This is a genomic window from Bradyrhizobium diazoefficiens (assembly GCF_016612535.1).
GTDB lineage: Bacteria > Pseudomonadota > Alphaproteobacteria > Rhizobiales > Xanthobacteraceae > Bradyrhizobium > Bradyrhizobium diazoefficiens_C.
The window spans coordinates 468,988-491,549 of sequence record NZ_JAENXS010000002.1 but is presented as its reverse complement, the minus strand read 5'-3'; the positions used below and the strand labels follow the sequence as shown (position 1 = coordinate 491,549).

Annotated in this window: 19 protein-coding genes; 6 read left to right on the top strand and 13 right to left on the bottom strand. The window is 64.2% G+C overall.

Annotation, left to right across the window (positions count from 1 at the left end; all coding sequences use genetic code 11):
• Positions 1-116 precede the first annotated feature (116 nt).
• The gene (locus tag JJE66_RS19065) at positions 117-1,313 is read left to right on the top strand and encodes an acetylornithine transaminase (RefSeq protein WP_200515917.1); all 1,197 of its coding nucleotides are present in this window, start codon (positions 117-119) and stop codon (positions 1,311-1,313) included.
• 71 nt (positions 1,314-1,384) lie between these two features.
• Here JJE66_RS19065 and JJE66_RS19060 read toward each other — a convergent pair whose 3' ends face one another.
• The 8 genes from JJE66_RS19060 to pcsA form a co-directional block, all read right to left on the bottom strand.
• On the bottom strand, positions 1,385-2,110 hold the full coding sequence (locus JJE66_RS19060; RefSeq protein ID WP_200515915.1) for a Crp/Fnr family transcriptional regulator: 726 nt from the start codon (positions 2,108-2,110) through the stop codon (positions 1,385-1,387).
• Positions 2,111-2,287: 177 nt separating this feature from the next.
• Positions 2,288-4,573 (bottom strand): trehalose-6-phosphate synthase, encoded by a 2,286-nt coding sequence (locus tag JJE66_RS19055; RefSeq protein WP_200518576.1) that lies wholly within the window; start codon positions 4,571-4,573, stop codon positions 2,288-2,290.
• Positions 4,574-4,689: 116 nt separating this feature from the next.
• Positions 4,690-4,959 (bottom strand): DUF5985 family protein, encoded by a 270-nt coding sequence (locus JJE66_RS19050; protein ID WP_200515913.1) that lies wholly within the window; start codon positions 4,957-4,959, stop codon positions 4,690-4,692.
• Positions 4,959-5,219, bottom strand: a complete 261-nt coding sequence (locus JJE66_RS19045; RefSeq protein WP_200515911.1) for a DUF5985 family protein — start codon at positions 5,217-5,219, stop codon at positions 4,959-4,961. The genes JJE66_RS19050 and JJE66_RS19045 overlap by 1 nt, the downstream gene beginning before the upstream one ends.
• Before the next feature lie 2 nt (positions 5,220-5,221).
• Positions 5,222-5,599 carry a helix-turn-helix domain-containing protein gene (locus JJE66_RS19040; protein WP_200515910.1) on the bottom strand — a complete coding sequence of 126 codons (378 nt, stop codon included), beginning with the start codon at positions 5,597-5,599 and terminating at the stop codon, positions 5,222-5,224.
• A 489-nt stretch (positions 5,600-6,088) separates the two neighbouring features.
• Positions 6,089-7,063, bottom strand: a complete 975-nt coding sequence (locus tag JJE66_RS19035) for a quinone oxidoreductase (protein ID WP_200515908.1) — start codon at positions 7,061-7,063, stop codon at positions 6,089-6,091.
• Positions 7,064-7,139: 76 nt separating this feature from the next.
• On the bottom strand, positions 7,140-7,874 hold the full coding sequence (locus JJE66_RS19030) for a TerC family protein (RefSeq protein WP_200515906.1): 735 nt from the start codon (positions 7,872-7,874) through the stop codon (positions 7,140-7,142).
• Positions 7,871-8,608 (bottom strand): phosphatidylcholine synthase, encoded by a 738-nt coding sequence (pcsA, locus tag JJE66_RS19025; protein ID WP_200515904.1) that lies wholly within the window; start codon positions 8,606-8,608, stop codon positions 7,871-7,873. Before pcsA ends, JJE66_RS19030 begins: the two co-directional genes overlap by 4 nt.
• A 128-nt stretch (positions 8,609-8,736) precedes the next feature.
• Here pcsA and JJE66_RS19020 point away from each other — a divergent pair, with 128 nt between their 5' ends.
• Positions 8,737-9,921, top strand: coding sequence for a UbiH/UbiF family hydroxylase (locus tag JJE66_RS19020; protein WP_200515902.1), 1,185 nt, complete (start codon positions 8,737-8,739; stop codon positions 9,919-9,921).
• A gap of 17 nt (positions 9,922-9,938) precedes the next feature.
• Here the strand turns inward: JJE66_RS19020 and JJE66_RS19015 are convergent, their stop codons facing one another.
• Positions 9,939-10,892, bottom strand: a complete 954-nt coding sequence (locus JJE66_RS19015; protein ID WP_200515900.1) for an AEC family transporter — start codon at positions 10,890-10,892, stop codon at positions 9,939-9,941.
• 106 nt (positions 10,893-10,998) lie between these two features.
• Here JJE66_RS19015 and hspQ point away from each other — a divergent pair, with 106 nt between their 5' ends.
• Positions 10,999-11,331 (top strand): heat shock protein HspQ, encoded by a 333-nt coding sequence (gene hspQ, locus JJE66_RS19010; RefSeq protein WP_200515899.1) that lies wholly within the window; start codon positions 10,999-11,001, stop codon positions 11,329-11,331.
• Positions 11,332-11,474: 143 nt separating this feature from the next.
• On the opposite strand, the gene JJE66_RS19005 is transcribed toward hspQ, so the two are convergent.
• Entirely contained in the window at positions 11,475-12,272 is a 798-nt protein-coding gene (locus JJE66_RS19005; protein WP_200515896.1) for an invasion associated locus B family protein, read from the bottom strand.
• Between the two features lie 261 nt (positions 12,273-12,533).
• Between JJE66_RS19005 and JJE66_RS19000 the strand changes: the two genes are divergently transcribed.
• From JJE66_RS19000 to JJE66_RS18990, 3 genes are all read left to right on the top strand, one after another.
• Complete coding sequence (locus JJE66_RS19000; protein WP_200515893.1) at positions 12,534-14,390, top strand: extracellular solute-binding protein; 1,857 nt, start codon at positions 12,534-12,536, stop codon at positions 14,388-14,390.
• 4 nt (positions 14,391-14,394) lie between these two features.
• Positions 14,395-15,897 carry a class I adenylate-forming enzyme family protein gene (locus JJE66_RS18995; protein WP_200515891.1) on the top strand — a complete coding sequence of 501 codons (1,503 nt, stop codon included), beginning with the start codon at positions 14,395-14,397 and terminating at the stop codon, positions 15,895-15,897.
• Positions 15,898-15,982: 85 nt separating this feature from the next.
• Positions 15,983-17,206, top strand: coding sequence for a GGDEF domain-containing protein (locus JJE66_RS18990; protein WP_200515888.1), 1,224 nt, complete (start codon positions 15,983-15,985; stop codon positions 17,204-17,206).
• 19 nt (positions 17,207-17,225) lie between these two features.
• On the opposite strand, the gene JJE66_RS18985 is transcribed toward JJE66_RS18990, so the two are convergent.
• The 3 genes from JJE66_RS18985 to JJE66_RS18975 form a co-directional block, all read right to left on the bottom strand.
• The gene (locus JJE66_RS18985; protein WP_200518574.1) at positions 17,226-18,347 is read right to left on the bottom strand and encodes an acyl-CoA desaturase; all 1,122 of its coding nucleotides are present in this window, start codon (positions 18,345-18,347) and stop codon (positions 17,226-17,228) included.
• Positions 18,348-18,696: 349 nt separating this feature from the next.
• Positions 18,697-22,215, bottom strand: a complete 3,519-nt coding sequence (gene mfd, locus JJE66_RS18980) for a transcription-repair coupling factor (protein WP_200515886.1) — start codon at positions 22,213-22,215, stop codon at positions 18,697-18,699.
• Positions 22,212-22,502 carry a succinate dehydrogenase assembly factor 2 gene (locus JJE66_RS18975; RefSeq protein ID WP_200515883.1) on the bottom strand — a complete coding sequence of 97 codons (291 nt, stop codon included), beginning with the start codon at positions 22,500-22,502 and terminating at the stop codon, positions 22,212-22,214. Before JJE66_RS18975 ends, mfd begins: the two co-directional genes overlap by 4 nt.
• Positions 22,503-22,562: the final 60 nt, after the last annotated feature.

The window sequence follows — 22,562 nt, the reverse complement described above, 5'->3', positions numbered from 1 at the left end:
AGTTTTCGAGAAGGCCGCACCCGCAAAGTGCGGCCTTCTTGCATTTTGCGTCCATTTCTCATCCGCCCCCAAATCTTCCCTACCCCAAATCTTCCATGCCCCAAGAGGAGTTCGACATGACCACCGCCACCCATCCGTATGACGCGCTGATGGACATCACCGCACGGCCGAAGGCCGTGTTCGTCCGCGGTGCCGGCTCCTACCTCTGGGACGACAGCCGCAAGCGCTATCTCGATTTCGTGCAGGGCTGGGCCGTGAACTGCCTCGGCCACTCCCCGCCCGCGATCGCCGACGCGCTCACAGCGCAAGCCAAGCGGCTGCTGACGCCGAGCCCGGCCTTCTACAACGAGAGGAGCCTGAAACTGGCGCAGGCGCTCGTCGACAACAGCGCCTTCGACCAGGTGTTTTTTGCCAACTCAGGCGCGGAGGCCAATGAGGGCGCGATCAAGCTCGCGCGCAAATATGGCAGCCTTCACAAAGGCGGCGCGTTCGAGATCATCACTTTCGAGGGCGGCTTTCACGGAAGAACGCTGGCGACGATGTCGGCGTCGGGCAAGAAGGCGTTCGAGCCGCTGTTCGAGCCGAAGGTCGCGGGCTTCAAGAAGGCGAAGCTCAACGACATCGCCTCCGTCGAGACTCTGATCAGCACAACCACCGTCGCGGTGATGCTCGAGCCGATCCAGGGTGAGTCCGGTGTGTGGCCGGCGACCGATCAGTTCCTGCGGGAGTTGCGCGCGCTGACGGAGGCGCACGGCCTGCTGCTCATTTTCGACGAGATCCAGACCGGCATGGGCCGGACCGGAAAGCTCTTCCACTACGAGCACTCAGGCATCGCGCCCGACATCATGACGCTCGGCAAGGGTGTCGGCGGCGGCGTGCCGCTCGCAGCCCTGCTTGCGACCGAACGCGCCTCCTGCTTCGAACACGGCGACCAGGGCGGCACGTTCAACGGCAACCCGGTCATGTGTGCGGCCGGCCTTGCGGTGGTCGATGAGGTCAGCAAGCCGGAGTTTCTGAAAGCGGTGGCGGACACCGGCCTGCTGCTGGAAGCCGAGTTGCAGAAGGTCTCGGCCCGGCATGGCCTCGGCGGCGTGCGCGGCCGCGGCTTGTTGCTGGCGCTCGACCTCAAGCTACCGATCGCGCCCGGCATCGTCGCCCAGGCGTTCCAGGCCGGCGTGCTGCTGAACGCGCCGCAACTCGACACGCTGCGCTTCATGCCGGCGCTGAACGTCACGCGGGCAGAGATCGCCGAGATGATCGATTGTCTCGACGGGATCTTGACCAAGGCCGGCGCGGCCCGACGGGTGGCGTAAACACGGGCGGCGGCTGTTGCGGTCCAAGACGACCGCAACAGCCTACGTCCCGAAATAGCGGACCACGAATGTCATGTCACACAATGGTGGTGATGAGGCAGATCGCGAAACAAGCGAAATCGATCCTTGAGGATCTTGTCGCATTCGCACGCGCTCTGCCGCAATCCGTCGATATCGTGAATTCGAATGGCTCCGCGGGAGCCTGCGATGATCCCTTTCGCGTCGAGGTCGGCGAGCGCCATCGAAACGCTCGGGCGCCTGACACCGAGCGCCGATGCAATCAGACCATGTGTCACCGGCACGACGTCGCTCTCGATACGGTCCTGGGCGAGCAACAGCCACCGGGCCACGCGCTCGCCGATTTCATGCCTTGCATTGCAAAGCGCAATCTGCGCGTTGAGCGCCATCAGCACCTGGACATATCTGAGCATGTGATCTCTGGTCACAGGGCTTTGCCGGAGGATATCGCGAAAGATTTGCGCCTCGATGCGAAGCGCCCTCCCCGGTACGCGCACCACGCTGCGCTGCATCGACTGCACGGCTCCCAGAACCAACGACACGCCCAGAAATCCGAACTTGCCGACGACCGCGACTTCGACCGGACCATCCCTGGCGGTGCGCACAACCCGCGACACCACGCCGGATTCAATGAAATAGGCCGCATCGGGATAGCGCAGCGCGTCATGAACGATCTCGTTTCGCTTCAGCGGAACAAGCGTCAGGTGCGGTCGCAACAATGCGAACTCAGCCTCGGGGAGCGTTGCCAATATCGCGTTCTGAACCGCGACCGGGGTCAAATCGGAGTATCGGCCTGGTCTCGATCGAGCTGAGTGAATCATCTTCTCGCGGCTTGGCGCCACCCCCGATTTGCAATTCGGAAACTAGCGCGCACCGGAGACGTGGCGTTGCGACATAGTAGCGCAGCCGCATGCGATGGTCGATGCTCACACTGCGATCCCCGAATCCGATCGGCGTCAGCCGCTTGCCTGCGTGCTCCGGCCACGGCCGTACCAAGCAGTTCGAACGTTCGCCGCGCTTGCTCGTGTCTGCTCGCCCGATTTGGCCAGGTGGAGAATTCGCTCACGCGTCCGGCTTCGCGCGGCATCCACCAACATGGTGCCTGCCCAGCGATATACGTTGTTCTCCTTGACCTGCTGACGCAGCAACTTCATCCGTTCGGACTGTTCGTCCAGGGGCATGGTCATCGCAAGCTCGATCGCTCCGGCCATTTCTTCGGTGTCGTAGGGATTGACGATCAGCGCTTCCGACATCTCGCGCGAAGCGCCCGTGAAGCTCGAGAGCACCAGTACGCCGGCATTGTCCGCGCGCGCGCTCACAAATTCCTTTGCGACGAGATTCATCCCGTCGTGCAGGCTGCTGACGACGCAAACATCCGCCGCGCGAAACAGCCTGAAGACGTCAACGGGCTCATAGTGCCTTGCAACGAGCCGAATCGGAGGCTGCCGATCGCCGTGACGCGCGTTGATATCCGCCGCCAGCGCTTCCGCTTCGCTTTGAAGCCGAGAATAGGCGCTGAGCTTGCTTCGCGTCGGCGCCGCGACCTGGATGAAAACAAGCCGGTCCCGCCAGGCCGGGTTGCGCGTCAACAGAACGTCGACCGCCCGCATGCGATCGAGTATCCCCTTGGTGTAGTCGAAACGCTCGACGCCGACGATCACCTTCGTTCCCGGCGCAAGGTCGAACTGTGCAAAACATTCCGTCTTGCACTTTTCCCGCTCGGGTACGGTCACCAGAGCGCTCGGAGGCCATTCGATCGAGATCGGATAGGCACGAATTCTGGTCTCGTGGCCGGCCAGACTGACGGCTTGCACCTCACGATCGATCCGGCTTTCGACGAAACGATCGACGCATTCGACGAAATTATTGCAATGGAACTGGGTATGAAATCCGAGAATGGTGCTGCCGAGCATGCCCTCGATGATTTCCGTCTTCCAGGGACAGATACTGAACGTCTCGGCATTGGGCCACGGGATGTGCCAGAACGAGATGATCGTCGCCTTCGGAAGGCGCTCGCGGATCATCTTCGGAGCGAGGGCGAAGTGGTAGTCCTGGACGAGCACGATCGGATCTTCGGTCTGCGCTTCGGCCACGACCGCATCCGCGAAGCGTTGATTGATGTCCCGATAGCTGCGCCAGTCGCCCACCCTGAACGTCGGCCGCACGAACACGATGTGGCACAGCGGCCAGAGCCCCTCGTTGGCGAAGCCGTAATAGTAGCCGTCCTGCTCCTCTTCGGTTAACCAGACGCGACGCAGCTTGTACGTTGGCGCGCTTTCCGGGACTCCGATCCTGTCGTACTGGTCGACCGTCTCGCGATCGGCGCTTCCACTCCCGTGCGCGATCCAGGTGCCGCCGCAAGCGCGCATGATCGGCTCGAGGGCAGACACGAGGCCGCTGGCGGGTCTCTGAACGGAAATGCCCTTGTCGGTCCTGTTATGGATGTACGGCTCCCGATTTGAGACGACCAGCACTTCCGCGCCCGGCAGCACACCGTTGAGCAGGTCTTGAAGCGTCTTCGGGCTCCAGTCCGTCTGGTTCGGCAGCGTAAAGTGTTCGGCCTGGCGTAAAAGATTGTGAATCTCGCGGTCGATCGCCGAGCTTCCCGCAGCCCCTCGTGCATGCGAAGTCCCCTGGCGCACCTCCTCCACGGCGCGCCGAAGCGAATTCATCCAGCTTCGCAGCATGAGGATCGCGAATATGATCGTGCCCACCGTCAGGACGAGCACGACGCCGGAAACCGACGCCAGCAGATAGGAAATCACCTGGCTCGACCGCGCGCTCGCGAAGCTCAGGTCGGTCAGGATCACGAGATAGGAACGCCCCCTGGCGACGATCACGGGGAACGCTGCGACCAGAATTCGTCGCCCGCCGCTCGTGATGTTTGCGAAACTCTCGCTCTCGGACCTGGCGATCTTCTCGCAACTGAAGCTCGCCGGCATCTCCGGCGTCGCCGCGATCAATGTTCCCGCATGATCGCAAAAGCCGACCGCCAGAATCTTCTTGTCGAGCGCAACGCGCTTGAAGAGGTCAGACAGCCCTCCCCAGGACTGGTCCTCGACGTCGCGATCGAGAAAGGGCTGGATCGCGTTGAAGACGAGTCTCGATCGGGCTTCGACGTCGCTGCGCGACCATTGCTCGACGATCCCGCCTGTGAACGGAGAGATGCCGAACGCAACGATCAGAGCGACCGCCAATCCGAAGACTCCGAAGCGAAGGATATCCCTGTACCTAAACGGCATGGCGCTGTCCCTCACCAAGATCGTCGTCCCGCCGGACGCCAGTCGGACGCGCCGTCCCGTCCGAGGGTACCGAAGCGCTGCCCCACCATGTCACAGTTGATGCGCGCATCAGCAGACTATTTCGACCGCGACCGATTTTTGGTCATGATCGCCGCGATGATCAAGCCGAACATCGCCAGTCTCAGGCAGTAGAACGCCGGTTCGAGTTCGTTGGAAATGTGCGTCAATCCGACAGCAGCGCGCGAGACTGCGTCGATGGCAAAGGCGAGAGCGAACAGCAGGAAGAAGCTGTCCGAGGTCTGACGCCAGAACTTCAGAAAGAAGAGCGTCGTCGCGAATGAGGCCATTGCGACGGCGCCGGATAAAACGGCGGACACGTTGCTCATCATCCCTCCGCGTCCCAGATCAGCCCGTAGAGAAGGATCATCATCGCCATCAGTGCGATGAGCAGACGCAACGTCGACAAGTCAATGTCGGGCAGTACGACCTTATCCAGCACGAGGACGACATTGTTCAGTGTCAGACCGACGAAACACAGACCGCTCCAGAGCAGCAGCCTGTACTTTTCCTGCCGATAGGCGCCAAGCAGCATGCCGGCGCAGACCGCCGACGTCGCAGCACATAGACCGAAGATGAAAGGGGACATTGTCACGAACCCTTTCGGAACTTAAAGGCATCGGCAAAGGAGCCGATGCGGCGGGGCTTCGAATGGACGATGTTGGTCACCGGAATGAGGTGATGCGAGTACGCCTCCAGCAATTGACCAACGAGCTCCTGGTCCTCGGACGACACTGCATCGAGGCTGTAGATTCCCTCGACGCAACACATCAACCCGGAAGCACAAAGTCGGTTCAAGGCCTCGGTTGCCTGGGATTCGCTGATGTACAGGCGCTCTGCGAGTCCAGAGACGTTCCAGGAGGATCCGGGGCTGGATCGCAGCAGAAGCAGTGCTTCGATCTGGGCAACGGAATCGATCCGCTTCAGAATGAAGCTGCGCAATTCATCGGAGATATATTCATTGGACATTGCGCTTGCACGGGCCACGGAATTCGACGCCGGGAAACGACCAGCGGGACCACTTCGTCTATCGCCCGCGGCCGCGCCTCTAGCTACCCACGCACCCTTTCGGTCTTTCACCGTTGCACGCGAGACAGACAGACCGGACGACGATGCGACCGCCGACCGCCCGGCGCTCGTGCAGATGCGGGGTCGCTGTCGCACAATCGTTACAATATGCCTGCGGACGACGTACCTCCGCCTTTGACGTCTTTGACATTGTGCCCCCAAGGACTCTCGCGTCACAGTCACCCGTCGCCACCTTCGCGACTGAATCGTGGCAACTCTGGGAAGCTCGCGCAGCATCAAAGAACAAACAATGGCCTCGGGTGGCCAGTCGGTCCGGTAGCGTACCAAGAAACCAGCTATCCCTGAACGATCGTCAAAACCGGAATGCGACGCCGCCGTTCGACATGAGGCGGGCCCGTCGCCGTCACGGCCTGCCGAGCCGGCTCCCGTCTACGGCTTCAAGATCGACGCGCCGGTCGTGTTGCGGCTTTCGAGATCGATATGAGCCTTTGCGGCGTCCTTCAGCGCATAGGCGTGATTGATCGGCACGTGCAGCTTGCCATTGATGACTGCGGAAAACAGCGTGTCGGCGCCTTCCAGCAGCTCCGAACGCTTGCCGACATAGTCGTTGAGCTTCGGCCGGGTCGCAAACAGCGAGCCGTGATTGTTCAGCTCGGCGATCGAGAACGGCGGCACGGGACCTGAGGCGTTACCGAAAGACACGAACATGCCGCGCGGCTTCAGGCAGGACAGCGAGCCCGGGAAAGTCGCCTTGCCGACACCGTCATAGACGACGTCGCAGCCCTCGTTGCGGCTGATTTGTTTGACGCGCGCGACGAAGTCCTCCTCGTTGTAGAGGATGACGTGATCGCAGCCATTGGCTTCCGCAAGCTCGGCCTTGGCGCGCGAGCCGACGGTGCCAATGACATGCGCACCGAGTGCCCGCGCCCACTGGCAGGCCAGCAGGCCGATGCCGCCGGCGGCGGCGTGGATCAGCACGCGATGATGCGGCTCGACCTTGAACGTCTTGTGCAGGAGATACCAGACGGTTAGGCCCTTGAGCATCAGCACGGCGCCCTGCTCGTGGGTGATGTGATCGGGCAGCTTGACCAGCTTCTCCCAGGGGATGTTGCGCTCGCTCGTGTACGCGCCGAGATTGTGGTAATAGGCGACTCGGTCGCCGGGATGGAAATTCGTCACGCCCGGCCCGACGGCCACGACCTCGCCCGAGGCCTCGTTGCCGGCGATGAAGGGCAGCCCCGGCGCCTTGTAGAGGCCGGTGCGGTAGTAGACGTCGATGAAGTTCAGGCCAACCGCATGCTGGCGGATGCGCACCTCGCCGGGGCCGGGCGCCGGGACCTCGACGCTCTCATAGACCAGGGCCTCGGGACCTCCGACCTTGTGCACACGGACGGCTTTGGTCATCACCTGACCTCCTCTTCGCGAGCGCTCAGCGAAAGGCATCGCGCCCGCCTTGTCAACTCGACGCCATCTGGAACGCCTAGACCGACCGCTTCCCGGCCTTCTTGCGGTTGCTCTTCGCCAGCACGTTGAAGAATTCCACCGCCGCCGAGAACGCAATTGCGAAATAGATGTAGCCGCGCGGGATGTGGAATTTGAATCCGTCCGCGACCAGCGCGACACCGATCAGCACCAGGAATGCCAGTGCCAGCATTTTGGTCGTCGGATGTTCGGCGACGAATCGCGCCACCGGCCCGGACGAAATGTACATGATCAGGCAGGCTATCACGACGGCGGCGATCATGATCTCGAGGTCCTGCGCCATGCCGATCGCGGTGATGATCGAGTCCAGCGAGAATACGATGTCGATGACGACGATCTGGGCGATCACCCAGAAGAAAGCGTTGCGGGCTGACTTGCCATCACCCTCCTCATCGCCCACATCGACCGCGGCATGGATCTCGTGCGTCGCCTTGGCGATCAGGAACAGGCCGCCGCCAATCAGGATGAGATCGCGCCAGGAGAAGTCGTAGCCTGCGAGCGAGAACACCGGCGCGGTCAGGCCGATCAGCCAGACCAGCAGGCTGAGCAGGATGATGCGGAAGATCAGCGCCAGTGCGAGCCCGACCTGGCGGGCGCGGCGGGCCTGCTTCTCGGGGACGCGCGAGACGATCACCGACAGGAAGATGACGTTGTCGATGCCGAGCACGATCTCGAGCGATGTCAAGGTGAGCAGCGCGGCCCAGGCCTCGGGGCTGGTCAGAAGGTGCATCATGCAAACGATCTTGCCAGCCGGATCAATGCATCGCTGAAGGCGATCCAGATCGCGATCGCGCAGAGCGCAACGGTCACGCCGGTGCCGACGCGAAAGTCCATCTCAAGCGTGTAGAGCCCGAGAAGCGCCCAGACCGCGATCAGCGACATCGTCAGCCAGCGCAGCCGCACGACACGCACCGGATGCAGCACATGGAACGGGACGAAGGTCAGCACCACCAAGGCTGCGACCAGCAGTGTCGACGACAGCGGCGGCCAGTGCAGCAGGAACAGGTAGAATGCCGCCGCATTCCACAGCGCCGGAAAGCCGCGAAAATGATTGTCGTCCGCTTTCATGCGCAGGTCAGCGAAATAGAGTGCGCTGGTGACGATGATGGCGATCCCGAGCAAGGGCGCCGCCACCGGCAGCAACAGGCCGCTCGCCACGATCGCATAGGCCGGCACGAAGACGTAGGTGACGAAGTCGACCACGAGATCGAGCACGTCGCCCGACCAGTTCGGCTGCACGCTCTTGACGTCGAGCCTACGCGCGATCGGCCCGTCGATGGCATCGATGATCAGGGCGACGCCCAGCCATCCGAACATCGCCGCCCAGTGCTCGCGCACGGCCTCCAGCATCGCCAGCAGTGCGATCGCCGCACCGAAGGCGGTGAAGATGTGCACCGAGAACGCCGCGGCGCGGATCGCGGGCCTGGGTTTGAGGGAATCCTCTTCGCTGTCCATCCGGGTTTTCATGGCTTCTGCTACCAGAATGGGACCGGTTTGCACATCCGCCGTCGCGGCATTGCGCCGCGCAATTCGTCATAAAATCAGGCAAAATAGGTGGGCTTGAATTTGTCGCTGAGCATGTCATGTGTCGTTCCATGACAGATGGATCGGCACCCTTTGACGCAACCGTTATTGGCGGCGGACCGGCAGGTCTTGCGGCGGGAATTGCATTGGCACAGGCCGGCGCGCGGACCGCACTGGTGGCACGGCGCCTGCCCTATGCCGACAACCGTACCACCGCGCTGTTGGGTGCCTCTGTCGGTCTTCTGGAGAGCCTCGACGTCTGGCCGCGCTGCAACGACAAGGCGGCGGCTCTGGAAGTCATGCGCCTGGTCGACGACACCGGCCGGCTGTTCCGCGCCCCGGAGGTCCGGTTCTCCTGCCATGAGATCGCGCTCGAGGCGTTCGGCTACAACATCGACAACCGCTCGCTGATGCTGGCGCTCGAAGCGCGCACGGCCGAGCTGCCCAACCTCGTCCGTTTCGACGACGAGGCCGAAAACGTCGTCATCGAAGCCGACGACGTCGCGATCCGCACGGCCTCAGGACAATTCTTGACCACGCGGCTCGTGGTGGGGGCCGACGGACGGCACTCGCTGTGCCGGGAGGCCGCCGGCATTGCGGTCACGCGCCGCGAGCTGACCCAGACGGCGCTGACCTTCAACGTCAGCCACGTGCGGCCGCACCGGAACGTCTCGACCGAGTTCCACACACCACACGGTCCCTGCGTGTTCGTGCCCCTGCCCGGCAACCGCTCCAGCATCGTCTGGGTCTCAGCCCCCGCGGAGGCCGAACGCCTTCGCGGCCTCAGCGACGAGGAGCTGTCCGCCGCGATCGAGAAACAATCGCATTCCATTCTGGGACGCATGACGGTCGAGCCCGGCCGCAGCCTGTTTCCGCTGGCGATCGAACGGCCAAGATCATTCGGCAGCGACCGCATCGCGCTGGTCGGCGAAGCCGCCCACGTGGTTCCCCCGATCGGCGCCCAGGGGCTCAACCTCGGTCTGAGGGATGCCGCGGATATCGCAAGACTGGCCGGCGAGGCCATTGCCGCCGGACAGGATCCCGGCGCGGACGACATGCTCAAGCGCTACGACCGGGCACGGCGGCCGGACATTTTGAGCCGGACTTTTGCGATCGACATCGCCAATCGCTCGCTGCTCAACGACTTCCTGCCGCTCCAGCCGGTCCGCGCCGTCGGCATGCACCTGCTCGGCGCCATCGGTCCGCTCAGGCGTTTTGCGATGCGCGAGGGGCTGACGCCGACCTGGCGCAGGTAATTTGGCGCAAGTAGCTTTCAAGGAAACGCCAGCCGGCCGGTCTGGAGCAACCACATCACGCTGGTCAGCGTGACCACGGACGCAAACGTCCCGAGCAGCACGGCGACGGAGGCGGGTTCGATCCAGGCATCGTTCTGACGGGCGATCACGAACACATTCAGCGCCGGCGGCAGCGAGGCCATCAGGATCGCCGTGGCAGCCCAGGGCTGCGCAAACGGACCGAACGCCAGCATCAGGCCTAGGGCCACGAGGGGATGAATCAGGAGCTTCACCGCGATCACGCCCGGCACCTCCCAGGGCACGCGATCGAACGGCCGCAGCGCCACGGTCACGCCGAGCACGAACAGCGCGGTCGGAGCGGCCGCGTTCTGGAGAAAGGTGATGGTGCGGTCGAGCGCGACCGGCAGCTCGATATGGAGCGCCGCAATGGCCGCGCCAAAACAGGCCGACATGATCAGCGGGTTAAGCACGATCTGCTTCAGCACGACGCCGAAGGCATGCACGATCGAGGGATGGTCGCGGTCGGACAGCTCGATCAGCAGCGGCACGATCGAGAACAGGAAGATGCTGTCGCAGCAGAAGATCAGCGCGGTCGGCGCCGAGGCCTTCGGCCCGAGCACGGCGAGCGCGAGCCCCGGCCCCATATAGCCGATATTGCCGTAACCGCCTGAGAGGCCCGCGAGCGTCGCCTCACGCAGTGTCAGCCGTCCCAGCACCTTGCCGACGACCAGCGCAAGCGTGAACGCGGCGACCGTCGACAGCGTGGTCGCAACCAGGAATGGCGGGTTGTTCAATTCCGAGAACGGCGTCTTCGACATGATCGCGAACAGCAGCGCCGGCAGCGACACGTAGAGCAGGAAGAAGTTCATCCAGGCGAGGCCTGATTCCGGCAGCGACTTGGTCTTGCCGCAGGCGAAACCGACGAAGATCAAACCAAAATAAGGTAGTGCAAGATTGAGGATATCGACCATTGATGAAGTGTTTTCTGAAGGCTTGGGTGTTATCTACTCCCCAAGCAGGCGTTAATTCCAAATGAGGGCACTAGCATCGGCCACAATCCTGGTCTATCGACGGGGAATGATTAAAGCGCGGACCGCCAAATTCCAGATCGGACAGGTCGTTCGCCACCGGATCTTCTCGTTCCGGGGGGTGATCTTCGACATCGATCCGGAATTCAACAACACCGAAGAGTGGTGGCTGTCGATCCCCGAGGATGTGCGGCCCCACAAGGACCAGCCGTTCTACCACCTGCTCGCGGAGAACGCGGAGTCCGAGTACGTCGCCTATGTCTCCGAGCAGAACCTCCTGCCCGACGAGTCCGGCGAGCCGATCCGCCATTCCCAGGTCGCCGAGATCTTCGTCAAGGACAAGACCGGCGGCTACCGTCCGCGCAATCCCTCGTTGAACTAGATTCTGGTTTCGGCGCGTTTTCTTGACGCGAACCGGGATCCACTTCGCGAGAACGCTCTGAAGTTTCACCGCCGCGAGCCAAGTGGCCAGCAAAAAAGGCGCTCGAACCGAGCGCCTTTTTCGTGTTCGGGCTATAAGCCCGATTACTTCTGACCAGCAGCCGGTGCGCCAGGAGGCGTGCCCTGCTGTTGCTGCTTCTTCTGCAGCTCTTCAGCCTTCTTCTGAAGCTCTTCCTGGAGCTTCTTCTGGGTCTCCTCGAACACCTTCGGATCGGTCGGCGGACCGTCATAGGCCTTCTGGAATTCACCGGCGAGCGGCAGCGGCAGCGTCAGCGGCGCGCCGTTGGCGTTGATCGCCTGCACCACGAGGTTCTGGCCCTTCTTCATGTTGGCGATAAGCTCGGGCGTCGCCTCGTAGTCGGACATGCAGCCGTTCTGGAAGCAGATCACGTACGGGCTCTGCAGCGGCGGATTGTTGTCGACGATGATGCGGGTGCCGTGCACGAGCTGCATGCCGAGCGGCAGCGTCACGCGCAGGATCTTCTTCGGCTCGCCTTCCGGCTCGATGATCACGGCCGCGATGACCGGCTGGCCCGATTCGATGCGGCCGTCCTTGCCGGTGAAGCAGACCTGCTTGGCGTTGGCGTCCTGGCCCTTCAGGCAGAACTTGGTCCAGGGCGCATAGATCAGCTGGATCTGCTGATCTGCCGGCTGACCGCCCGGCGCCGCCGGAGCGCCCGGCTGAGCCGGGGCCTGCTGGGCTTGGGGCGCTGGGGCCGGCGCGGGAGCCTTGGGAGCGGCCTTCGCCTTTGGGGCCTTGGGCGCGCCCGGGGCCGGCGCCTGGGCCTCAGCAGCAAACGGGACGACCAATGCCGTCGCCGTCAACAGGGCGAGAACTCGCCCGCGCGGCCGGACGGACGCGGCCAAATAACGGAAATTCATTGCAGAAAACCCTTTCTGAACGGGAAGCACCCGAACCGCTCCGAGGCGCCGAACCGAACCGCCTTGGGCGCGGCTCTCTCCCCGTCAATTGAGGCAGATAAGTGACGGGCTCGGCGCTCTTGCGCGATCGGGTGCCTTCTTAGCGTGGTCGACGGAAAGATCAATGCCGACAAGCGTCTTTGGCCGCATCCAAGCGGGCGCTCAGTGAAATCCCTGTGATAGGATTCGAGGACCGGCCGGTCCTCGAATCAACGTGTCCGAATGTTCATGTTCCAGCGCCTGGTCGAGGACTCGTGTCTCCGCCTCTGCAGTCTCGCCTTGGTCCTCACGATCTCCGCCCTCACCGTCAGCCCGGCCACCGGCGCGCGGGCCGAGGAAGCGCATGCGATCGCCATGCATGGCAAGCCGGCGTTGCCGGCCGATTTCACCCACATGCCCTATGCCAATCCCGATGCGCCGAAGGGCGGCCGGCTGACCTGGGGCATCCTCGGCACCTTCGACAGCCTCAATCCCTTCATCGTCAGGGGACTGGCCGTGCAGCCGATCCGCGGTTACGTGGTCGAGAGCCTGCTGGCCCGCGGCCAGGACGAGCCGTTCACGCTGTACGGCCTGCTCGCCAAGACCGTCGAGACCAACGACGAGCGGAGCTACGTCACGTTCCGCCTCGATCCGCGCGCCCGCTTTTCCGACGGCAAGCCGGTGCGCGCCGAGGACGTGCTGTTCTCCTGGCAGCTTCTGCGCGACCATGGCCGTCCCAACCTCCGGCAATATTACGCCAAGGTCGCCAAGGCCGAGACGCCGGACCCCCTCACAATCCGCTTCGACCTCACCGGAGCCGACGACCGCGAGCTGCCGTTGATCATCGGCCTGATGCCGATCCTGCCGAAGCACGCCGTCGACGTCGCGACCTTCGAGGAGACGACGCTGACGGGGCCGATCGCCTCGGGTCCCTATCGCGTCACCGCGGTGAAACCGGGCGCCAGCGTGACCCTGACCCGCAATCCCGATTATTGGGGCCGCGACCTCCCGGTCAATCGCGGGCTCTACAATTTCGACGAGATCCGGCTCGACTATTTCCGCGAGGCCAACGGCCAATTCGAAGCCTTCAAGCGCGGCCTCTATGATTTCCGCGTCGAGAACGAGCCGTTGCGCTGGCACGACGGCTACGATTTTCCGGCTGCCAGGAGCGGCGACGTGATCCGCGACACCATCAAGCCCGGCGTGCCGCAGCCCTCGGAATTCCTGGTGTTCAACACCCGCCGCCCGATCTTCGCCGACATCCGGGTGCGCCAGGCACTGACGCTGCTGTTCGATTTCGAGCTGGTCAATCGCAACTATTTCTTCTCGCTGTATTCACGCGTCGCCGGCTATTTTGCCGGCTCCGACCTGTCGGCCTATGCGCGGCCCGCGGATGTGCGCGAGCGCGAGCTATTAAAACCCTTCGTCGCGCAGATTCCGCCCGACATCATGGATGGCAGTTACCGCCTCCCCGTCACCAACGGCTCGGGGCGCGACCGCAACACGCTGCGCGCCGCGCTCAAGCTGTTGTCGGAGGCCGGCTACGATCTCGACGGCACCGTGCTGCGCAACCGCGCGACGAAAGCGCCGTTCACCTTCGAGATGCTGGTGACGACCCGCGACCAGGAGCGAATCGCGCTCGCCTTCCAACGCGACCTCAAACGCGCCGGCATCGAGCCGAGCGTGCGATCGGTGGATCCCGTGCAGTTCGACCAGCGCCGGCTCAGTTACGAGTTCGACATGATCCAGAACCGCTGGGACCAGTCGCTTTCGCCCGGCAACGAGCAATATTTCTACTGGGGCAGCGCGGCTGCAGACAATCCGGGCACCCGCAACTACATGGGCGCCAAGGATCCCGCCGTCGACGCCATGATCAAAGCCCTGCTGGAGGCCCGTGATCATACGGATTTCGTTTCGGCAGTGCGGGCGCTCGACCGCGCCCTGATCGCGGGCTTCTACACAATCCCTCTGTTTAACGTATCGGAGCAATGGATCGCGCGCTGGAATCGGATAGAACGACCATCGACCACCGCGCTGTCCGGCTATCTGCCGGAGACCTGGTGGGCGAAGGGTGAGTCTCAAGCCAGTCCAGCAAAGTGACGCCGTGAACCAGCCAGCAATATCGCCGACGCTCGACACGCTGTTCCAGCGCACGCTGTCCCGGCAGCCGCACGGGCCCGCTCTGCTCGATCCCCTCAACAAGTCCCGCATCACCGGGCACCAACCGCGGCGGCTGACCTACGCCGAGGCCGACACCGCCATCGAAGCGCTGTCGGCGCATTTCGTTGAATCGGGTCTGCCGGCCAATTCGGTGATCGCGATCCAGTTGCCTGCTACGGTCGAGTTCGTGCTGACTGTGCTCGCCGCCCATCGCGCCGGCCTCGTGGTGGCGGTGCTGCCGCTGCTGTGGCGGCAGGCCGAGCTGGCGGCCGCGCTTAACCGCACCGCCGCGCGTGCCATCGTCACCATGAGCAAGGTCGACGGCGTCAGCTATTCCGACCTCGCCATGCACGCGGCTGCGGAAGCCTTCTCGATCCGCCACGTCTTCGGCTTCGGTGCCGATCTGCCCGAAGGCATGGCCTCGCTCGACTCGGTGCTGGAGCGCCCGCCCGGCACCACGCGCACCGTGATCCAGGACGGCCGCAAGGCGGCGATGATTTCGTTCGACGTCACGGCGGAGGGCTTTCGTCCGGTGCCGCGTCCGCATTTCAGCCTGATCGCAGGTGGACTTGCGATGTCGCTGGAGGCCGACGTCAAACAGGGCGCGACCGTGATGGCGGCGTTCGCGCCGATGTCGTTCGCAGGCCTCGCCTCCTCGCTCGCGGTCTGGCTGCTCTGCGGCGGCACGCTGGTGCTGCATCATCCGTTCGAGAGCGAGGTGCTGGAGCAGCAGATCAACGAGCATGAATGCGACGTGCTGATCGCACCGGCCCAGCTCGCGTTGCGCCTCGGCGATTCCGATCTCGCGGCACGGATGCCGAGCTTGCGCAACGTCATCGGCCTCTGGCGCGCGCCGGAACAGGTGGCGGCGAGCGAAGCCTGGATCGCGCCGCATGCCTCGCTCACGGACGTCTATCTGTTCGGCGAGGCCGGGCTGTTCGGCGCCCGGCGCGGCGAGGACGGCATGCCGGTGGCGGTGATGCCCGGGCCGCACGGCGCCCCGCGCGAGCAATCCGGCTCCTCGATCGCTGGCGACATTCTGCTGACACCGAAGGGTACGCTCGGCCTGCGCGGCCCGATGGTGCCGATCGCGGCCTACGCGCCGCCGCAGCCGGTCGGCGAGACGCTGACGGCGCAGCCGCCGCGCGACTATGTCGACACCGGCTATGCCGCGCGGATCGACCGTGCCAGCGGCGCCATCTGCATCACCGCGCCGCCTTCGGGCATCATGGCCGTCGGCGGCTATCGCTTCCTCTCCAACGACCTCCAGGAATGGGCGCGCCGGCTCGGCCAGGGCGCGCTCCTGACGGCCCTGCCCGACCGGCTCTCGGGGCACCGGCTGGCGGGACGGGCCCAGGACAATGCCCGCGCCCGCGAGGCGCTCAGCGAGCTCGGCCTTAACCCCCTGATGGTCGAGGCTTTTCGCGACCGCTCCGGGTCGGTCTAGCCGCAGTTTCGCCGGGAACATTGACGCTGCATTAAGGCGGCCGGACTAGATTGCGCAGCATCGATTGCGTGATCAGAGTTTCCCAATGTCCCAGGCGGGCCCGATCCTGTTTGTGTCCAATGCCGAGCGACCCGCCTTCATTGCGGCGCTGGATGAAGCCCGTCTCTTTCCGGTCGTCGAGAGCGATTGGGCGAGCGCCGCGCGCGCCGTCAGTGAGGTGCAGCCGGCCGCCGTCCTCGTCGCGATGTCCGGCGGGCACGAGCCGCATATGGCCCTGCTCGCGAGGAAGATCGCCGATCAGCCGCTTTATCTGCCGATGGTCGCGCTGGATGCGCAAAGCCCGCTGCCTCACAACGCCCTGCCCTTCGCCACGCGCGGAGGCGCCGCCGAACGCCTGATCGCACGCTTACGCGCCGCGATCCGCGTCCGCACGCTGCACGCCACCGTGCTGCGCCGGCTGCCGGAAGTGAAGGTCGCGGCGCCGGAGAGCGATCCGGTGCGCGATGCCATGGTGCTGCTGATCGGCCGCGGCGCCGCCTATCCCGCGCTCTCGGTTGCCTTGGGCGAACGTACCGGCGTCGTCGGCGCGCTCTCGATCGAGGCCGCCGCAAAACATCTCAACACCCGCGACATCGACGGTGTCGTGCTCTCGGACGGGTTCACCCCGCGCGTCACCGATGCCTTCCTCACGGTGCTCGCGGAGGATACACGTTTCCGCAACCTGCCCGTGGTCGTCACTGCGCACCAGCTCACCCAGAGCTACGACCTGCCCAATCTCGAGCTCATCGCGGGCGAACCCGCCAAGGTCGCCGCCAACGCGCTGCCGCTGATCCGCCAGCGCGCGCTGGAGGCGCAATTGAGCCGCACGCTACGCTCGATCGACGCCGGCGGCTGGCTCGATCCGCGCACCGGCCTGCTCACGGTCGAAGCCTTCGCCCGCGATTTCGCCAAGGCGGTCGAGCAGACGCTCGCCCGCGGCGGCGGTCTGTCGGTGGCGCGCTTCGCTTTCGATCCCGGCAATCCCCGGGCGCAGCTGGACGCCGCGCGGATCCTCAGCCGCCTGATGCGGCAGATGGATTTCGGCGCCGCGCAGAAGGACGGCTCCGTGATCGTCGTGTTCGCCGAGACCGACTTCCGCACCGCTCACATGATCGCCCGCCGCCTGTCAGCCGTGATGCGGCACACCTCGAACGGCAAGCACGAGATGCGCAGCGATCCCGTGGTCTCGGTGGATTCGCTGTCGTCCTCTGATACGGCAAGGTCGTTGCTCGCGCGGCTGTCCGCCGACGCGACGCGAGCGGCGTCGTAACCTCTCGTCCTCGCGCCCCCTATTCGCCGGCCGATTTCGGGCTGACCGCTCGAGCGGGAGCAGCCAGCAGAAACCCGACGGAGTCGTTTAGGAGTTCGTGGGCGCGGTCGACAATGTCATCCAGGGATATGGTCTTGGCGAACATGCGCTGCGCTTCGGCCAGCAGTTGGTCGCGAGTCGGCATGCTGGACAGGCGCAGATCGGCGCGGCGCTGCAACAGAGCGAGCGCGTCCCGGACCGACAATTCGGTCTCGTGGATCGATGCCTTGATCGCAAGCGCGATGTGGTCCGGATTGAAGCGGGCTGCAAGCTGCTCGGCCGCATGCTTCACCACACGTGATCCCAACCGATGCTCATTGCGCAGAACCTGCCTGGGCGGAGCCTTCAGATCCCGGACGATCCCGCACCAGGATAGCGCCACCAACACATAATAGGTGAGATCGATCTCGTACCAGTAGAAGCCCTGCCGAGCGCTGGCCTGATAGGCGTGATGGTTGTTGTGCCACCCCTCACCCATCGTCACCAGCGCGAGCAGCCAATTGTTGCGGGAGTCGTCGCCGGTCACATACCGCTTGCGTCCATGAACATGTGCGAGCGAGTTGATGCAGAACGTGGCGTGATACAGCAGCACGGTGCTCCACATGAATCCGACCACGAGCCCCGACCACCCGGCCAGGAGGAAACACAGGCCCGCGAGCACGACCGCCGGCAACAGCTCCAGCCTGTGCAGCCACATCAACTCGGGATACGACGCCAGATCCGACACTTTCACTAGGTCGGTGGCATCGTGCTGCCGGTAGAATATCCAGCCGAGATGACTGTACACGAAGCCTTTGTGCCGGGGCGAATGCACATCGTGCGGCGTATCGGAGTGAAGATGATGGTGGCGGTGTTTGGCAGCCCACCAGAGCACGCTTTTCTGAGCGCTGCTCTGGGCAAGAAAGGCAAGGATGAACTGGAACACCCGGCTCGTCGCGTAGGCTCGATGCGAGAAGTATCGATGATATCCGCCCGTGATCGCAAACATCCGCAACCAATACAGAGCGGCGCAAAGTGCAACGGCCTGCCACGAGACGCCAGACCAGATCGCCGCGGCACATCCCGCGTGGATCAACACGAACGGCAGGACCTGCGGATACATGACGTCGTCGTGTTCCTGCTCTGATTCCTGGCCTGAACCGATATTGATGGACACGCGTGCGACCTCAGCTGTTTTCAATGGCGCGGGGCCAACCCGCGACCGGTATAAAAAACCCGCGGCCGGTAAACCAGTCGCGGGTCGATGGACACTGTACTCAGTTAACGAATTCGAGACCTGGCCGGTGGGTCGTCAATCGAGCACGCGATCAGCGACGAGGCCAAGGCGATCGACTGAACTCGACGAACCGAACATGGCGGTTGTTCGGTCATTCCGCAAGTGGCCATATGTCGCTGTTTTCGGACCGAAATGCGGCGCACCGTTTTGCGCCGCCCCCGGAATACTACGGGCCCTACGCCGCCTTCTTGCTCTGCGCCAGCTGCGCCAACTGCCGCATGATCTCCGTGGTGCCCGCGAGACGCTCCTCCGGCGTCTCCCAGTCCTGGAGGAACACCACCTTCATGTCGGGCCGTACTTTTGCGGCCTGGCCGTGGCTGCGGATGAACGTCACCAGACGGTCGGGATGGGCGAATGAATTGTCGCGAAAGGTGATGACGGCGCCCTTCGGGCCGGCATCGATCTTTTCGACATTGGCCTGACGGCAGAACGCCTTGATCGCGGCGACCTTGAACAGATAGCGCACCTCGTCCGGCAGCACGCCAAAGCGGTCGCGCATCTCGGCGCCGAAATTCTCGATCTCTTCCTCGCTGTCGAGATCGGCGAGACGCCGATAGAGCGACAGCCGCACCGAGAGATCGCTGACATAGTCCTCCGGAATGAGCACGGGCATGCCGATGGTGATCGTCGGCGACCAGCGGTCGGCGGCGGGCTCGGAGACGCCGGCCTTGAGGTTGACGATCGCCTCCTCCAGCATCGATTGATAGAGCTCGAAGCCAACCTCCTTGATGTGACCGGATTGCTCCTCGCCCAGGAGATTGCCGGCGCCGCGGATGTCGAGGTCGTGGGAGGCGAGCTGGAAGCCCGCCCCCAGCGTCTCCAACGATTGCAGCACGGTGAGCCGGCGCTCGGCCTGCGCCGTGATCTTCTGCTGCGCCGGCAGCGTGAACAGCGCATACGCCCGCAGTTTTGAGCGGCCGACGCGGCCGCGGAGCTGATAGAGCTGGGCGAGACCAAACATGTCGGCGCGGTGCACGATCAGCGTATTGGCGTTGGGAATGTCGAGGCCCGATTCGACAATCGTCGTCGACAGCAGGATGTCGAACTTGCCGTCGTAGAACGCGGTCATGATGTCCTCGATCACGGCGGGCGGCATCTGCCCATGCGCGACCGCGACCTTCATCTCCGGTACGTTCTTGTCTAGGAAATCCTTGACCTCGGCGAGGTCGTCGATGCGCGGCACCACGTAGAACGCCTGACCGCCGCGATAGCGCTCGCGCAACAGCGCCTCGCGGATCATCAGGGGATCATGCGGAGCCACGAAGGTGCGCACCGCCAAACGATCGACCGGCGGCGAAGCGATGATCGAGAGCTCGCGGACGCCGGTGAGCGCCAGCTGCAGCGTGCGCGGGATCGGCGTCGCCGAGAGCGTCAGCACGTGCACCTCGGCGCGCAGCGCCTTCAGCCGCTCCTTGTGGGTGACGCCGAAATGCTGCTCCTCATCGACGATGACGAGACCGAGGTCGCGGAATTTTATGGCCTTGCCGAGTAGCGCATGAGTGCCGACCACGATGTCGACGGAGCCGTCGGTCAATCCTTTCTTGACCAGATTGAGCTCCTTGGTCGCGACCAGGCGCGAGGCCTGGGCCACGTTCACCGGAAAGCCCTTGAAGCGCTCGGTGAAGGTCCTGTAGTGCTGGCGTGCGAGCAGCGTGGTCGGCACCACGACGGCGACCTGCTTGCCCTCGAGCGCAACGGCGAAGGTGGCACGCAACGCTACCTCAGTCTTGCCGAAGCCGACGTCGCCGCAGATCAGGCGATCCATCGGACGGCCCCTTTCGAGGTCCTTCAGGGTCGACTCGATCGCGCCAAGCTGGTCCTCGGTCTCGTCATAGGGGAAACGCGCGCAGAACTCGTCATAGAGCCCCGGCTGCACCGGCAATTTTGGCGCCTCGTGCAGCATACGTTCGGCCGCGATCTTGATCAGCTCGCCCGCAATCTCGCGGATGCGGTTCTTCAGCTTGGCCTTGCGCGTCTGCCAACCGCTTCCGCCGAGTCGATCGAGCTCGACCGTGGTCTGGTCGGAACCGTAGCGCGACAGCAGCTCGATGTTCTCGACCGGCAGGAACAGCTTTGCGTCAGCGGCATAATGCAGCTCGAGGCAGTCATGCGGCGCGCCGGCGACGTCGAGCGTCTGCAAACCAATGAAGCGGCCGATGCCGTGGTCGGCATGGACGACGATGTCGCCGGCGGCGAGGCTTGTCACCTCTGAGATGAAATTGTCGAGCTTGCGGCTGGCCTTGCGCGGCCGCACCAGACGGTCGCCCAAAATATCTTGCTCGCTGATGAGCGCGATCTCGTCGGTCTCGAAACCGCTTTCGAGGCCGAGCACGGCGAGCATGGTCTCGTTGCGCGGGGTTGCATTCACCGTCCGCCAGCTGTTGACGCTGGTGGTGTGGGTCAGCTTGTGGTCGCGCAGCATCGAAATCATGCGGTCGCGCGAGCCTTCGCTCCAGAGCGCGATCACGACCTTCTTGCGGCTCGCATGCAGCGCCATGACGTGGCTGACGACGGACTCGAACACGTTGACAGTGGTGTCGTTGCGCTCCGGCGCAAAATCGCGGCCCTTACGCGCGCCGGCGTCGACGACATCAGTGCCATCGGCGGGCACGGAGAACTGGGTCAGCCGCGCCAGCGGGACATCGCCGAGACGCTTGGCCCACTCGCCTTCGGTCAGATAGAGCCGATCCGGCGGCAAGGGCTTGTAGATGGCGCCGCCGCCCGGATGCTCCATCGCATCGCGGCGGGCCTGGTAATAGTCGACGATCTGCTTGAAGCGCTCGCGCACGGCGTCCTCGGCCTGCGGCTCGATCGCAACGGCGGCACCTTGCAGATAGTCGAACAGAGTGTCCATCCGGTCCTGGAACAGCGGCAGCCAGTGCTCCATGCCGGGATGGCGGCGGCCTTCGCTGACCGCCTCGTAGAGCGCATCGTCGCGCTCGGGCGCGCCGAACTCGGCGACATAGCCCATGCGGAAGCGGCGGATGGTGTCGGTGACGAGCTGGAATTCCGAGACCGGCACCAGATCGAGCGAGCGCATGTCAAGCATCGTGCGCTGGGTCTCGGCGTCGAAAGAGCGGATCGATTCCAGGCTGTCGCCGAAAAAATCGAACCGCACCGGCTGGTCGAGGCCAGCCGGAAACAGGTCCAGAATGCCGCCGCGCACGGCATATTCGCCGGGTTCGCGCACGGTCGAGGAGCGATTGTAGCCATTGTGCTCGAGCCAGGCGACGATGGTGTCCATCGGCACGACGTTGCCGGGCGCGACCGACAACGCCTGTGCGGCGACCAGCTCGCGCGATGGCACTCGCTGCACGACGGCGTTCACGGTGGTCAGCACGATCAGCGGCTTGTCGCTGCCGGTGAGCGAGGCAAGCCGCGCCAGCGTGGTCAGACGTTGCGCCAGAATGCCGCCATGCGGCGAGACGCGGTCATAGGGCTGGCAGTCCCAGGCCGGGAAGGTCAGCACCGGCAGATCAGGTGCGAAGAATTGCAGCGCGCGTTCGAGCTGCTGCATCCGCGCCCCGTCGCGACAGACGACCGCGAGGCTGACGGCCGGTTTCTTCGGCCGCGCGGCGATCGCGCGGGCCAAATCGGAGATAACGAGGCCTTCGGCGCCTTCGGCAACGTTGGCAAGCGTCAGCGCGCGGCCGGGCGTGAGCAGCTCGGCCGGAGATTTCATCCCCTGTTTCATACGTCCCGGTCCGCGATCGGATAGGCCTTGATGCGGGCAAACAGCGCCCCGGTGACATCAGCTGGCAGCACCTTGTCACCGGTGATGGCGGCATAGAGATCGGGATCGTTGACCTCGAGCAGGATCTCGAGCTCGGTCAGCTCTGCGTCGGACAGACTGGCGATCTCGGCATCCGCGAAGCGGCCAAGAATCAGGTCCATCTCGCGCGTGCCGCGGTGCCAGCAGCGGAACAGAAGCCGCTTGCGGCGGTCCTCCAGCCCCTCGCTCGATCGTGTCGTTCCCGTCATGTCTCAAATCCAGTCAAACGCCGAAAGCCCGGACGTGCCGGGCCGCCGTGATATAGCCAC

Excerpts from the sequence above, each read along its gene's own strand:
- JJE66_RS19000 (WP_200515893.1), top strand. The coding sequence starts at position 12,534 with ATGTTCATGTTCCAGCGCCTGGTCGAGGACTCGTGTCTCCGCCTCTGC.
- JJE66_RS19005 (WP_200515896.1), bottom strand. The coding sequence starts at position 12,272 with ATGAATTTCCGTTATTTGGCCGCGTCCGTCCGGCCGCGCGGGCGAGTT.
- JJE66_RS18990 (WP_200515888.1), top strand. The coding sequence starts at position 15,983 with ATGTCCCAGGCGGGCCCGATCCTGTTTGTGTCCAATGCCGAGCGACCC.
- JJE66_RS18975 (WP_200515883.1), bottom strand. The coding sequence starts at position 22,502 with ATGACGGGAACGACACGATCGAGCGAGGGGCTGGAGGACCGCCGCAAG.
- JJE66_RS19040 (WP_200515910.1), bottom strand. The coding sequence starts at position 5,599 with ATGTCCAATGAATATATCTCCGATGAATTGCGCAGCTTCATTCTGAAG.
- JJE66_RS18985 (WP_200518574.1), bottom strand. The coding sequence starts at position 18,347 with ATGTATCCGCAGGTCCTGCCGTTCGTGTTGATCCACGCGGGATGTGCC.
- JJE66_RS19065 (WP_200515917.1), top strand. The coding sequence starts at position 117 with ATGACCACCGCCACCCATCCGTATGACGCGCTGATGGACATCACCGCA.
- JJE66_RS19030 (WP_200515906.1), bottom strand. The coding sequence starts at position 7,874 with ATGATGCACCTTCTGACCAGCCCCGAGGCCTGGGCCGCGCTGCTCACC.
- pcsA (WP_200515904.1), bottom strand. The coding sequence starts at position 8,608 with ATGAAAACCCGGATGGACAGCGAAGAGGATTCCCTCAAACCCAGGCCC.
- JJE66_RS19050 (WP_200515913.1), bottom strand. The coding sequence starts at position 4,959 with ATGAGCAACGTGTCCGCCGTTTTATCCGGCGCCGTCGCAATGGCCTCA.
- JJE66_RS19020 (WP_200515902.1), top strand. The coding sequence starts at position 8,737 with ATGACAGATGGATCGGCACCCTTTGACGCAACCGTTATTGGCGGCGGA.
- JJE66_RS19035 (WP_200515908.1), bottom strand. The coding sequence starts at position 7,063 with ATGACCAAAGCCGTCCGTGTGCACAAGGTCGGAGGTCCCGAGGCCCTG.
- JJE66_RS19015 (WP_200515900.1), bottom strand. The coding sequence starts at position 10,892 with ATGGTCGATATCCTCAATCTTGCACTACCTTATTTTGGTTTGATCTTC.
- hspQ (WP_200515899.1), top strand. The coding sequence starts at position 10,999 with ATGATTAAAGCGCGGACCGCCAAATTCCAGATCGGACAGGTCGTTCGC.
- JJE66_RS19055 (WP_200518576.1), bottom strand. The coding sequence starts at position 4,573 with ATGCCGTTTAGGTACAGGGATATCCTTCGCTTCGGAGTCTTCGGATTG.
- mfd (WP_200515886.1), bottom strand. The coding sequence starts at position 22,215 with ATGAAACAGGGGATGAAATCTCCGGCCGAGCTGCTCACGCCCGGCCGC.
- JJE66_RS19045 (WP_200515911.1), bottom strand. The coding sequence starts at position 5,219 with ATGTCCCCTTTCATCTTCGGTCTATGTGCTGCGACGTCGGCGGTCTGC.